14 protein-coding genes are annotated in these 12,539 nt (G+C 37.2%); 8 read left to right on the forward strand and 6 right to left on the reverse strand.

The features are described from left to right. Nucleotides 1–3: 3 nt before the first annotated feature. From AC1M9P_RS02980 to AC1M9P_RS03005, 6 genes are all read left to right on the forward strand, one after another. Nucleotides 4–1,893 (forward strand): M48 family metalloprotease, encoded by a 1,890-nt coding sequence (locus AC1M9P_RS02980; protein ID WP_481586684.1) that lies wholly within the window; start codon nucleotides 4–6, stop codon nucleotides 1,891–1,893. Nucleotides 1,894–1,999: 106 nt separating this feature from the next. Next, on the forward strand, nucleotides 2,000–2,728 hold the full coding sequence (locus tag AC1M9P_RS02985; RefSeq protein ID WP_481586685.1) for a hypothetical protein: 729 nt from the start codon (nucleotides 2,000–2,002) through the stop codon (nucleotides 2,726–2,728). 29 nt (nucleotides 2,729–2,757) lie between these two features. Continuing rightward, nucleotides 2,758–3,717 (forward strand): 2-hydroxyacid dehydrogenase, encoded by a 960-nt coding sequence (locus AC1M9P_RS02990; RefSeq protein WP_481586686.1) that lies wholly within the window; start codon nucleotides 2,758–2,760, stop codon nucleotides 3,715–3,717. A 96-nt stretch (nucleotides 3,718–3,813) separates the two neighbouring features. After that, nucleotides 3,814–5,253, forward strand: coding sequence for a M48 family metalloprotease (locus tag AC1M9P_RS02995; protein WP_481586687.1), 1,440 nt, complete (start codon nucleotides 3,814–3,816; stop codon nucleotides 5,251–5,253). Nucleotides 5,254–5,262: 9 nt separating this feature from the next. After that, entirely contained in the window at nucleotides 5,263–5,634 is a 372-nt protein-coding gene (locus AC1M9P_RS03000; RefSeq protein ID WP_481586688.1) for a GFA family protein, read from the forward strand. A gap of 63 nt (nucleotides 5,635–5,697) precedes the next feature. Next, entirely contained in the window at nucleotides 5,698–6,060 is a 363-nt protein-coding gene (locus AC1M9P_RS03005; protein ID WP_481586689.1) for a hypothetical protein, read from the forward strand. A gap of 112 nt (nucleotides 6,061–6,172) precedes the next feature. On the opposite strand, the gene AC1M9P_RS03010 is transcribed toward AC1M9P_RS03005, so the two are convergent. Together AC1M9P_RS03010 and rpsU are read right to left on the reverse strand one after the other, a co-directional pair. Further along, nucleotides 6,173–6,619: a GatB/YqeY domain-containing protein gene (locus AC1M9P_RS03010; protein ID WP_035268744.1), complete on the reverse strand. Its 447-nt coding sequence runs from the start codon at nucleotides 6,617–6,619 to the stop codon at nucleotides 6,173–6,175. A 33-nt stretch (nucleotides 6,620–6,652) separates the two neighbouring features. Continuing rightward, nucleotides 6,653–6,868: a 30S ribosomal protein S21 gene (rpsU, locus tag AC1M9P_RS03015; RefSeq protein ID WP_001136722.1), complete on the reverse strand. Its 216-nt coding sequence runs from the start codon at nucleotides 6,866–6,868 to the stop codon at nucleotides 6,653–6,655. Between the two features lie 144 nt (nucleotides 6,869–7,012). Between rpsU and tsaD the strand changes: the two genes are divergently transcribed. Beyond that, the gene (gene tsaD, locus AC1M9P_RS03020; protein WP_481586690.1) at nucleotides 7,013–8,029 is read left to right on the forward strand and encodes a tRNA (adenosine(37)-N6)-threonylcarbamoyltransferase complex transferase subunit TsaD; all 1,017 of its coding nucleotides are present in this window, start codon (nucleotides 7,013–7,015) and stop codon (nucleotides 8,027–8,029) included. 46 nt (nucleotides 8,030–8,075) lie between these two features. On the opposite strand, the gene AC1M9P_RS03025 is transcribed toward tsaD, so the two are convergent. From AC1M9P_RS03025 to AC1M9P_RS03035, 3 genes are all read right to left on the reverse strand, one after another. Next, nucleotides 8,076–9,023, reverse strand: a complete 948-nt coding sequence (locus AC1M9P_RS03025; protein ID WP_481586691.1) for an aldo/keto reductase — start codon at nucleotides 9,021–9,023, stop codon at nucleotides 8,076–8,078. Between the two features lie 152 nt (nucleotides 9,024–9,175). Then, nucleotides 9,176–9,703 (reverse strand): Ail/Lom family outer membrane beta-barrel protein, encoded by a 528-nt coding sequence (locus tag AC1M9P_RS03030; protein WP_092766154.1) that lies wholly within the window; start codon nucleotides 9,701–9,703, stop codon nucleotides 9,176–9,178. Nucleotides 9,704–9,854: 151 nt separating this feature from the next. After that, nucleotides 9,855–10,409: a DUF4385 domain-containing protein gene (locus tag AC1M9P_RS03035; RefSeq protein ID WP_481586692.1), complete on the reverse strand. Its 555-nt coding sequence runs from the start codon at nucleotides 10,407–10,409 to the stop codon at nucleotides 9,855–9,857. A gap of 329 nt (nucleotides 10,410–10,738) precedes the next feature. On the opposite strand from AC1M9P_RS03035, the gene AC1M9P_RS03040 reads away from it, so the two are divergent. Further along, complete coding sequence (locus AC1M9P_RS03040) at nucleotides 10,739–11,617, forward strand: LysO family transporter (RefSeq protein WP_481586693.1); 879 nt, start codon at nucleotides 10,739–10,741, stop codon at nucleotides 11,615–11,617. Here the strand turns inward: AC1M9P_RS03040 and AC1M9P_RS03045 are convergent. Beyond that, nucleotides 11,549–12,310, reverse strand: coding sequence for a hypothetical protein (locus tag AC1M9P_RS03045; RefSeq protein ID WP_481586694.1), 762 nt, complete (start codon nucleotides 12,308–12,310; stop codon nucleotides 11,549–11,551). The genes AC1M9P_RS03040 and AC1M9P_RS03045 overlap by 69 nt on opposite strands. Nucleotides 12,311–12,539: the final 229 nt, after the last annotated feature.

Raw genomic sequence — 12,539 nt, forward strand, 5'->3', positions numbered from 1 at the left:
ACATTGAAAGATGTGAGTGGTTACTTAATTAAAAACAAAAATATGCTGTGGTCATTAAGCGTATGTTTAATTGTTATTGTGCTCGCAATTATCATTTTAAACACGACGCTCGGATTGTTGGTTTATTATATTGATCCTTCAGAGTCCATTTGGTGGCATTTTCTCAGTCCATATATGATGGTGCTATTGATTAGCATTATTGGTGGTTCTGTCGTTTATGAGTTTTATGTCTTCCGCTCTGGTGGTCATACGCTCGCAAAACAATTGAAAGCACGACAACTCACTTTTATTGAAAGTACTCCAGAAGAAAGTACAGCGCTTAGGCTTGCTGAAAAATTAGCACATCGATTCTCAATTGATACACCTACACTCTATGTCTTACCCGATGAAATAGGGGTTAATGCACTGACTGCGGGTTTTCATCCCAAAGATACTGTGATTATTCTGACTTGGGGGGCGCTACAAAATCTTGATGAGTTAGAGCTTTATGGATTGTTGGGTCATGAATTCCATAAAATTTTATCGGGTGAAACTCGAGAAAATACTCGTCTTAAAATTTTATACAGTGGGTTAATTACCTTTAGCCAATGGGGCAGTAAAATCGCGAAGCAGGGATTTCGACGTAATCGGGATCAATTGAGAGATAGTTTGGAAACAACTTTTGTGGCGATCGGTGGAGTCATATGGTTAATTGGTAGTTTAGGCGTCTTTATTACGCGTCTGATGAAATATATCACTTTGGGTAGTCGAACATTGTATAACGATGCAATGACAAGACGATTATTGAGTAGTAATGCTAATATTCAAACCTTATTGAGAATCTATGTTCATCACGCAGGATCACAGATTCATAGTGAATATTCTGAAGCTATTTCTCATATGTGCTTTGCTAACTCACTTAGTCCTCAAAGTTGGTTGAATATCCAACCTTGTATTCAAGACCGTATATATGAATTAAATCCGAATTTACTTGAGGATATTCAATTAGAAAATTTACAAAAATTACGCAATCAACCACTATTTAGTTTAATGCGTTCTTTAGAGGAATCTATTGCTGAAGAATATAATCCATGGATGTCACCACAGCCACTTCCATTATTAAGATTATCACCGATCAGCTTTGCAATTAAGGATGCCATCAAACCCTTAAATAGTGAAGTTAGACAGCAGATGAAACGTCCAGAACTCATTCAAAGGGCTTTGCAAACTTCGACTGGTGCGCGTGAAGTGATGATTGCGATTTTAATGATTCGGCAATACCGTGAATTTATTCCTTCTGATGCACCTGTGAGTCGTGCAATTGTCGACTCACTGTTAAATATAGATGGACGAGTGCATATTCAAATTTTTCATGAGGCATGTAGGCAATTGGGAAATATGCCTGCTACAAGTGCACGTCAGTTCATTACTAAATTGGCTAAAATTATTCAAGAAGATGGTGAAATTGGGCTTTTGGATGCTTTACTGATTGAAAAGGTGAAGTCTCAACTGGATTTATTGCCAATACATCGTCCAACCTCAATTGAGGATGCTAAGCCGCAAATTGTTAGGCTAATAGATGCGTTATTACATGTTCAGCAGTTAAATACTGCTAATCAGCTTGAAGTTAGAACCCAAATCTTAGAACGAATTTTAACTCGTGATGAAATTGAGTTTTATGAAGAAATTTCAGATGAACCTATCGACTTAGGTGAAATTCTTAATGATATTGCTGGATTGTTGTTGAGAGATCGGTTGAGTATTTTGGGTGTTGCTGAATTATGTTTATGGAATGATCGAATTATTACACAAGATGAGTTGGATGTACTTGAATTATTATATTGGCGACTTGGATTTGAAAGTGATGAAATTGTGGATCAAATGCATAAGAAAAACAGCGTCATTATTGTTTAGCTATCAATGCATTCTGAATTTAAAAGCTGCAAGGATATTAATGCGTCAGAAATGAAATTAAGTTATGATTGTTTGCGGATTAAAAGTTCAGTAAAAGATTAAAAAAGTGGGTAGAATACCCAGCCCTCATGCCAGTCCATCTGTAATGAATGTGAATATGTTAGAGCATCAAAGAAGCCTCTTAGCTGTGATGGGAATCGATATATGGATTCCACAAAATACGGCACAAACACGTCATTACAAACCTTCGTTATATCGCGATCAAGTTGAAGAAAATCATCCAACAGATGTATCTTTTCCTGAATTTGCGCAACCTCAATCAGAACAGTTCATAACAAAACCAGCTTCACAAGCTGAACAGCTAAATAAAGATGATTCTTCGCTTCAATTAAAAAGTAATCCAGACGGTGTGCAGCTTTCTCGAGAGTCTGTGGAAAATGACAAACAGTCTCAAGATGAGGTTGTTGAGCGTCAACCGCTTGTAATCGATGCTTTTGAAATTCAAGCGATGATCACTAAAACACATACTATTCTGCTAGATGCTACATCGCTCACCACAGAACAAGAAAACTTATGGGTGAATATCCAGCGTAGTGTGAGTTCACAGTTTTACGATTTAAAATGGCCATTTAATTTCACACAATTCCAAGATGGAAGAGGTGCTGAGGTATTTATACAGGGTTTTATCGATGCATTATCTGTTGATAAAAAGATATTGAGCTTAGGGCATTTGCCGCATATTTCGACGACGCAGCATATGCAGATAGCAAGTTTACAAGACATGATTGAGCAGCCATTGTTAAAGCGTCGCTTGTGGAACTTAATTAAAAATTAAATCGATACTGGATCTAAAGAGGGAGTTTTATGAAAAAAAAGGTTGTGGTATTTAGTCAGATAGATCCGAAAATATTAAATCAATTAGAATCGAAATATCAGGTCGTTCAAATTAATCCGAAACAGGGTGACATTAATGAACAACTTTTAAGAGAAGTTGCAGATGCAGATGGGATGATAGGCGCTGGGCGTCGTTTAAATCAAGACAACTTAAAGACCGCAAAAAAACTTAAAATTATTTCTTCGGTCAGTGTCGGCTATGATAATTACGACGTTGAATATTTAAAACAACAGGATATTTGGTTGACCAATACGCCTCATGTGTTGACAGAGACGACTGCTGATTTGGCTTTTACCTTATTGATGAGTGCGGCTCGTAAAGTGACACATTTAGATTCTTGGACAAAGCAGGGGAATTGGACACGTACCGCCGGTGTAGCACAATTTGGTCAAGATATTTATGGGAAAACGCTCGGTATCATTGGCTTAGGTCATATCGGTGCTGCGATAGCTAGACGTGGTTTTTACGGTTTTAATATGAATATTCAATACCATAACCGGAAGCCATGTATAGAGCGAGCTGAGCCTTTAAAGGCGAAATATTGTGATCTTGATACTTTACTTTCAACGTCTGATTTTATCGTCATTGCAGTCGATTTAAATGAGCAATCGAAAGCGCTGATCGGTCAAGCTCAATTTGAGAAAATGCAAAAACATACTGTGTTTGTGAATATTGCTAGAGGATCAGTTGTGGATGAGTCGGCCTTGATTGAGGCGCTTGAAAATCACAAAATTTTTGCTGCTGGTTTAGATGTTTATCAGAAAGAGCCGCTCCAAGAATCACCATTGTTTCAATTGGAAAATGTAGTGACATTGCCGCACGTAGGTTCGGCGACAGCAGAAACCAGAATGAAAATGGCAAATCTTGCTTATGATAATCTGGTAAAAGCCTTAGATGGGGATGAGCCTCTATATATTGTGAATAAGTAAAGTCTTTTGAGCGTAATAATAAACGTAACAGTTCATCATTAATCTTCACATCATTCAGTGTTATAGTCGATGGAGTACACGTTTAGGAATACAGGTTTGAAGAAGATCATTTTGGCTTTATTGATAGCGAGTTCGAGTTTTTCAGCGGTGGCTGATGAACTCTACAGTGCCAATAAAATTCAATTTGAAGTGCCTGATATTAATAGTGGTGTTGGATTTATCGATCAACAAAAAGAAAAAATGATCGGTGAAAAAGTCTATCGTCAAGTACAGCAACAACTTCCAGTGTTAAACAATGTTTGGTTGGAAGATCAATTTATGGCTGTATTCCGAAAAATTATTGCGCAAACACAGTTGGGTCAACCAATTGCTTTGGTGATTGTAAATGATCCACAAATTAATGCCTTTGCTGTACCTGGTGGTTTATTTGCATTGAATAGTGGGTTAATTACGTCGGCAAAGAATATGGATGAAGTTGCGGGTGTGGTTGCTCATGAGGTGGCACACGTCTCGCAAAGACACTTCAGCCGTTCTCAAGAGGCTTTTAAAGGGCAGGGATTGCTTGCACTCGCTGGTATCATTGTGGGTGCTGCAATTGCATCACAAGCTGATGGTAATGCAGGTGCTGCACTGATGATGGGAACGCAGGCTGCATTGGTGGATCGACAGTTAAGTTATAGTCGTAATCAAGAGCGTGAAGCAGACCGTATTGGAATGCAATTGATGTATCGTGCCGGATATAACCCGTACAGTATGTCTGAGTTTTTTGAAACCATGAATCGTGCGACTCCAAAAATTAGTTATCTTCCTGATTTTTGGTTAACACATCCTTTGACTACTCAGCGCATGAGTGAGGCACGTTTACGAGCAGATCAACTTCCTAAAGTTCCGTATAGCAACACACTCTCTGAGTTTGATCAGATCAAGTGGTATACCGCAGTTGTGACCAATCAAACCAATGAGGAACAGTTAAAGGGAGTGGTGAGAGCAAATGCATTGGCTGGAAGAATTGCACTGTCTGCTTTTTATTTAAAGCGAGGAGATTTTGATCTAGCACAAAAAGAAATTGAGGCTGCTAAGAAAATTCAGCCAAATCATCAGCTTATCGCGCTTATTCAAGCAGATATCTACTTGGCGACCAATCAATTTGATTCTGCGCAGGAAACGATATTGGTGCGTCAACGAATAACGCCTGAAAATCGTGCTTTAAGTTATAAATTAGCTGAAATTTATATTCGACAGGGAAATTTTGTTGCTGCTGAAAGATTGGCGAATAAATTTATCCAAATCAATAATCGTGATACGCAAGCATGGTTCATCCGACAACAAGCGGCAAATTTAGATATTAAAAATCCTTTACGTACTGTAAATGTATTGCGATATCGGGCTGAAGTTGAATATTGGAAGGGAGCGGAAGAGAATGCGATTCGCTCACTCATTCATGCTCAGCGTTTAGCCAAGGAAAATAACTCTATGAGTGCAGTCATCAATCAAAGGCTGCGGATGATGCAGGATGAGCGTCAACAAAAATTATAAGAGGTTTAAATGATAAAAGGTCAATGCTTATGTGGGAAGGTGCAATATATTTATCATGGTGATCTTGAGAAAAGTATTTTGTGCTATTGCAAGCACTGTCAGTTGGCTCAAGGCAGTTTTGCTGCATGGAATAGCCCGATCCCGCTTGAAAACTTCGAGTTAATTTCTGGTGAAGATGTGCTTAAGTCTTATTTTCATACCGAGTTAAAGGCAAGAGTATTTTGTGGTGAATGCGGAAGTCCTTTATATCCACATCGGCTTGATTTACCAGGCGTTATACGTTTAAGGCTCGGTTCTGTGGTTGAAGGGAAAATACCGCCACCTTATGAAGAGTTTTTCCAGGAATACAAACCTAACTTTATTGAAACTATTCATTCTTAATGGTTAGATTTTTTTAGAATGATGAATGAATAAATATTTTAAATTATGTGATTGAATCTAATAATGAAATTGCCACTATTTTTTATGATGTTGTTTGGGGTAGGTGTGTTCACTCATGCGGAAACACTTCCTGTTAAATTTACACAAGAAATTGAAGTTGTATCACAAAAATATAATGCCGATATGAGGCATTTTCTAAAAACACTAGCCCCAAATACAACACAGTTTAGTGTTGATCAGACTCAAAGATATTGTGTCATTGTTGGAACTTATGTCGATGGCTTTTATCAGGTGGTGGATAAATATCGAAAGGATTTACCATTTTCCTACTCTAGAATGAGTAAACAGGATGTTGTTGAGAAAGTAAAACGATCTAAAGAAATGCAGATTTTACAAAGATATAATATTCAATGTGAGTTTAAATAATCAGAAAGTGAAAAACTAAAAGTATTGTTGTAATAAAATCGGGGATACGTGATTTAGATTGGACTATTTAATGACATTATTAAATAGACCAAATCAAACATAATACGAAAAGTTAAGAAAGTTGAGCTTTAATTTTACTCGAAACTTGTGCAGGATCGGCACGTCCGGCTATGATCGGACGTAGAGAATTCATCACCTTACCCATATCTTTCATGCTAGTAGCTTGTTGCGCAGCAATCGTTTGCGCAATAATTGAATCAAGTTCTTCCTCAGTCATAGCTGCTGGTAGAAATTGAGATAAAACCTCAACCTCGGCTTGTTCCTTACTAGCTAAGTCTTGTCGATTAGCGCTTTCAAAAGCTTTAATCGATTCTTTACGTTGCTTGATTTGTTTTTCAATGACCGCGAGAACTCGACTATCATCTAGTTCTACGCGTTCATCGACTTCGATTTGCTTAATTGCTGCTTGGAGACTACGAATCACCGTTAACTTATCCATTTCTTTAGCACGCATTGTTGCTTTCAAAACGTCAGTAATTTGGTTTTTTAAAGTAGTCATTTATATATCCGAGCAGTCAATCACAAATTAATCTTAGTAAAGGCGAGTAGTACGTACTGATTCACGCGCCAATTTTTTTTGGTAGCGTTTAACAGCAGCAGCTTTTTTGCGCTTACGTTCTTGAGTTGGTTTCTCGTAGAATTCACGTTTACGAACGTCAGCTAAAACACCCGCTTTTTCGCATGAGCGTTTGAAACGACGGATAGCTACGTCTACTGGTTCGCCTTCTTTCAATTTAACTTGTGGCATGAAGAATCCTCTAGTTTATGGATAAGACTAAGCGCCGAATTGCGCTGAGTCACAAGTGAAGGTCAGTATTTTACTCATTTACATCTCATATCACAAGTCTATAATAGCTTTAGCAATATTTTGAAATGGGTTAAAGGCAATTTAATGATCGTTTTAGGCTTAGAAACGTCGTGTGATGAAACTGGTCTCGCACTCTATGACAGCGAAGTCGGCTTAAGAGGACAGGTGTTATATAGTCAGATTAAATTGCATGCTGAATATGGTGGAGTGGTACCTGAATTGGCATCCCGCGATCATGTTCGTAAATTAATTCCTTTAATCAATCAATTGCTTGAAGAAAGTCAAATCAAAAAATCTGAGATTGATGCGGTGGCTTATACACGTGGTCCAGGCCTAATGGGTGCACTCATGACTGGAGCATTATTTGGTCGTACGCTTGCATTTGCGTTAAATAAACCAGCGATTGGTGTGCATCATATGGAAGGGCATATGTTGGCGCCTCTTTTATCAGCTACTCCACCGGAATTTCCGTTTGTCGCTTTGTTGGTCTCGGGTGGGCATACACAATTAATGGCGGCATATGATATTGGTCATTATGAAATCTTAGGTGAGTCGATCGATGATGCAGCGGGTGAAGCATTCGATAAGGTTGCTAAGATGATGGGGTTGCCTTATCCAGGCGGTCCAAATATCTCTAAACTTGCTGAGCAAGGTGATGCCACTGCTTTTGAATTTCCACGCCCTATGTTGCATCAAGGTTTGGAATTTTCATTTAGCGGCTTAAAAACAGCAGTTTCTGTCCAAATGAAAAAATTAGGTGAAGAAAACCGAGACGCTGATATTGCTGCGAGTTTTCAAGAGGCTATTGTTGATACATTGGTCAAAAAATCAGTTAAAGCATTAAAACAAACTGGTCTTAAGCGTTTGGTCATTGCTGGTGGTGTGAGTGCCAATAAGCGTCTTCGTGAACGTCTTGAAGCAGATTTAGCTAAAATAAAAGCTCAAGTATATTATGCTGAACCAGCGTTATGTACGGATAATGGCGCCATGATTGCTTTTGCTGGATATCAACGCTTAAAAACAGGACAGCATGATGGCTTAGCCGTGACAACGACGCCACGTTGGCCGATGACGGAACTCAAAAAACCTACTGAAGCATAAATGTTTGGTCCCGAGAAAAAAGAGGCTTATAGCCTCTTTTTTATATTTACATTATTGAAAGAATTTGCATGTCTTCTGGTGAGAGTTGAAGATTCACTGCATTTGAAAATTGGGTAATTTGTTCAAGGTTTGTTGCACTGGCGATTGGTGCTGAAATATGCTTTTGCGCAAGTAACCAAGCCAAAGCTACCTCAGCAGGTGCCGCATTGTGGCGCGATGCCACTTCTCTGAGCTTATCTAAAAGGTTTAAGCCTCGCTCATCAAAATATTTTACAAGCGTATCTGCACGTTGACGCCCTTGAATATTGTCTAATGACGAATATTTCCCAGATAGAAATCCACTAGCCAGACTATAAAAACTTACGACACCAATTTGATGGCGTTCACAAATGGGTTGCAGTGTTTGTTCGAATACATCGCGATCGTAAAGATTATATTCAGGTTGAAGAACCTGATAATGTTGCACACCAATCTTTTGTGCAGCTTGAATAGAAGCGTCTAATTGATCAGCTGAAAAATTAGAAGTGCCATAGGCGCGAATTTTTCCTTGATCTTTGAGCTTTGAAAATACTGATAATGTTTCCTCATGAGGTGTGTTTTCATCAGGCCAGTGTGCAAAATAAAGATCAAGATAATCTGTTTTTAAACGACTAAGTGAGTCTTCAACTGCTTGCATAATCCATCGTTCAGATAAACCTTGATGATCAGGAATCCCCATATCTAAACCGACTTTAGTAAATAGCACGATGTCTTCACGTTTACTTGGATTTTGTTTTAACCAATTACCAATGATTGTTTCTGACTCGCCACCATGATTGCCTGGTGCCCAAATGGAATAGAAGTCTGCTGTATCAATGGTGTTAAATCCACGCTCATACAGTGCATCTAAAATTTTGAAACTTTGTTTTTCATCAACCGTCCAACCGAATACATTTCCTCCGAATACGATGGGTGCGATGAATAAATCAGTTTGTCCAAGTTTTCTTTTTTGCATGAAACATCCTAAGTAGAATAATAAGACTTACTCTAGCTATATAGGATTCTTCTATTTATCGCTATCCAAATAATGTATAAACATTATCCAGTGATTTTGATAAAAAAGAGGCAAAAAGCCTCTTTTTTAATTCTCTATGTATTCAAGCTGAATTAGAAACGATAACCTGCGCTGATGTTGAACCCATCAAATTTAGCCCCATCAACTTTAGTGCCTTCATAACCGATATTGATCGCATATTGCGGAGCAGGGTTAATATTAATACCAACACCATATGCAAATGCTGTTTCACTTAGATCCATGTTTTCGTATATGTTCAAGGCGCGATATGAACTTTCAACTTTTGAATGCGCGATCCCGACAACACCATAAACACTAAAATTTTCATTGAGACGATATGCAGGGCCTGCTAGCAAAGAAAAATGCTTTACATCTGTATCTTGGCGTTCACCTGGTTCAATCCAAGTTTCATCACCAGTTTGATACGACATTGTTGCCATAACGCTTAAAGGAGTCTCGAGTTCATAGCGATATTGAGCGTGAACACCACGAATATCAAACGCATTTTCAATTTCAGACTGAGCATAACCCAATGAAACGGTATGTTGTTGGGCAAAAGTTGTCGTTGTTAAAGTGGTCATCGAGAGGATTAAACCCAATTTTAAAAATTTAGTTATCATGGCGCATGCTCATTATTTGTGATTTATTTATCTTTAAATGCAAAAAATGGTGATCATTTTTTGGTAATGCTATTGTACTTTCTATTTTTCTATTGTAAATAAAAATTAAAGAAATAGTTTTGTTTGTATTATAAATGGTGTGTGAATGTATTTATTGACTCGCAATTGAGTTTTTAAATCGTTCTTTTAATGCAATATAGTGAGGATGCTGTTTAGCTTCATCCCATTTCACTTTAAAAATTCGTGCTGCTGCAGCCTTAATAGCGTCTTCTTGTTGGCGTGGTAGTTCTTCACGCCCGTGAGCACCACTTAAACCTTTTTTGTCATTAGGTACAGGACCTTTATATTTTTTTCCACCTTTATGGTTGGCATAACGTCTCGCTCGGGTATAACCCATTTGTAAAAATTTACGAGCCATATCTGCACCGACAAAATCATCGACTGCTAAATATTCAAGAAAGAGTTGATAAATCTTATTAGAACTCTCTCTAGCTTTATCTTCATCTGCAAATTTCCAAAAAGGTAGAATTTCAGATTTGTAGGGTTCGACGAGTAATACACCTTGTTCACCACGACCAATACGATAGAGTTCTGGCCTTTCTCTGAAATTAATTTTTTTAAAGTCCAAAGAGTAATCAAAACTTTGAGAGTTAACACGAGAGCTTCTACGTGGGATGTTATCGAGGTCTTTATGATTGTAAGCCATCACATTCTCTTTTGTAGTTTTAAAAATATATTAGGTGATCTCAAATGAAAAACGATTATAGAATTGTGAGTGATATTTTAAAAATGTGATTAGTTGTTTTAAAGAGATGTGCTAAACACGTTGAAAGATTGAAATTGAACTGTATTAGAAATCAACACCACGAAGTAAACTATGGTCGATAGCTGGGCGAAATTAAGTTTTAAAATTAAAACCTAGCAACCAAAAGTGATGAGACATGACGATGCTCTATCAGAAACATTTTGTCATATTAATTTTATATCTATGAATTAATCTAAGCGATACGTATAAAAATAATTTTGGAAGTCTGATTGGATCTTATCATCATCATTTTTGGCTATCTATATGGTCGTAAATTTCATCCCAACAAGTACATTGAACAAGTATTTTTTTTAGCCCTGATTTTATTTATATTTTTTTGCACAGTTTTCGCAGCGCCAAACCTACTCGCATTAGAAAATCCTAAAGCTGTTTTGAGCAAGTTAGTTATTCTCGCACTCGGGGTATGCGCATTTACTTACTGGTTTAGTTCTCTATTTTATAAGAAGAAACAACAGGAAAACAGCAAACGTAAAACAATCCAAATCAAGGATATCATTAAAATATTGACAGTTTATCTTTTGCTTATTTTGGTATTTTTGGGAGGGATATTCACTTATCGAATGGATTTAATAGATGAGCAAATAGCTTTAAGTATTCAAAACGTTCTGATCTACATTATTCTATTTTTGATCGGAGTTTTTGTATCAGCATTTAACATCAAAACATTGCAATGGCATGATTTTAAACTCCCAATCATAATGGTATTGGCAAATACAATATTTGCCTGCTTTATGCTGATAATTTGGAAGGAAAGTGCTGTATTGCTTTCTGGATTCGGTTGGGCAAGTCTGTCTGCTGCAATGATTTCACAGAAACTAAATCCCTTATTGGCAGTTCAAGCTTTAATTGTGGATATGATTAGAGGGATGTTTTCCATCATTTTTCTACAGATTTTTGGAAGACATCAACCACAAGCAGCAATTAGCACCACAGGTGTACTGTCCTGTGATGCATTCTTACCGATGATTAAGCAACATTGTGGTGAGCAATATGTGCTAGATGCGTTTAAAGCGGGACTACTATTGTCGCTGTTTTGTCCATTGAATATATTTATTGCGATTCATTTTACCCAAAGTATGACAAGTTAAACGGTAAAACACCTCAAAGGCAGTGATTTTCGCAATCACTAACATGCCATCACCATTGATATATCCGGCATTGTGATTCAAAAAAAATGCAGCATCCTCATTCATATTATCGTGTTCGTGCTTACAACCGCGTGTTCCTCCAAGACCATCGTTATAAATAAAAACATGGCCAGATTTTGAAAGTTGATAATTGAATTGCTGAGAGAATAGGGTGCAAAGGTCTTGCATTTCTGTATTGTTATCGAGGTTTAGGCGAGTAGGCCATGTATTTTTTTTGAAAGCATATCGTGTAATTGCACGATAACTTGAGGGATGTAAACACACAGCAAAAAAATACGATGGTGCTGGGTGGCGGATCATTTGAGAAATGATGAAGTAAATATATTGGAATTTTAATAGATTTGATTTTCGATAGGCGCTAAGAAGACCTGCTTGACCACGAAAAACATTCATTGTCTTGTCATTCTTTTTGACTTCATAACGTTGCATACATAAAAATCCAACAGGTTTTTCTTCATCAAAATAGATCAAAACCCGTTTGCTTGCAGCATCATCGGGGGCATAGGCTTGAGCAATGTCATTCAAATCACAACCCTCTGGTGTCATGAAGATCGCTTGATGAAGCGTTTTTAATATATTTTGCACTTCTGGGAATTGTGTATGTTGGTTACTATATTTTTTAATTTGAAGCATGGATTCAGCCTTTTTCTATAATTATTTGCGTTCTTCATACTATTTTTGAATTGTTAAGTTTGGGTTACATTATTTTTTTCGAAAAACAAAAAATGGTTGTTATGTTATATTGTTTTAAATTTTAATTATTTTTTTTATTAGATCTCTTTCATAAATCAAAAAACGATCTATTTCTTGCTGATTATTTGTACCGAAGAATTTTAAATATTCATGCATAATCTGCGGATGA

It is taken from the genome of Acinetobacter sp. 25-47-122 (genome assembly GCF_056779695.1).

Excerpts from the sequence above, each read along its gene's own strand:
- AC1M9P_RS02990 (WP_481586686.1), top strand. The coding sequence starts at position 2,758 with ATGAAAAAAAAGGTTGTGGTATTTAGTCAGATAGATCCGAAAATATTA.
- AC1M9P_RS03000 (WP_481586688.1), top strand. The coding sequence starts at position 5,263 with ATGATAAAAGGTCAATGCTTATGTGGGAAGGTGCAATATATTTATCAT.
- AC1M9P_RS03005 (WP_481586689.1), top strand. The coding sequence starts at position 5,698 with ATGAAATTGCCACTATTTTTTATGATGTTGTTTGGGGTAGGTGTGTTC.
- AC1M9P_RS03010 (WP_035268744.1), bottom strand. The coding sequence starts at position 6,619 with ATGACTACTTTAAAAAACCAAATTACTGACGTTTTGAAAGCAACAATG.
- rpsU (WP_001136722.1), bottom strand. The coding sequence starts at position 6,868 with ATGCCACAAGTTAAATTGAAAGAAGGCGAACCAGTAGACGTAGCTATC.
- tsaD (WP_481586690.1), top strand. The coding sequence starts at position 7,013 with ATGATCGTTTTAGGCTTAGAAACGTCGTGTGATGAAACTGGTCTCGCA.
- AC1M9P_RS03025 (WP_481586691.1), bottom strand. The coding sequence starts at position 9,023 with ATGCAAAAAAGAAAACTTGGACAAACTGATTTATTCATCGCACCCATC.
- AC1M9P_RS03030 (WP_092766154.1), bottom strand. The coding sequence starts at position 9,703 with ATGATAACTAAATTTTTAAAATTGGGTTTAATCCTCTCGATGACCACT.
- AC1M9P_RS03035 (WP_481586692.1), bottom strand. The coding sequence starts at position 10,409 with ATGGCTTACAATCATAAAGACCTCGATAACATCCCACGTAGAAGCTCT.
- AC1M9P_RS03045 (WP_481586694.1), bottom strand. The coding sequence starts at position 12,310 with ATGCTTCAAATTAAAAAATATAGTAACCAACATACACAATTCCCAGAA.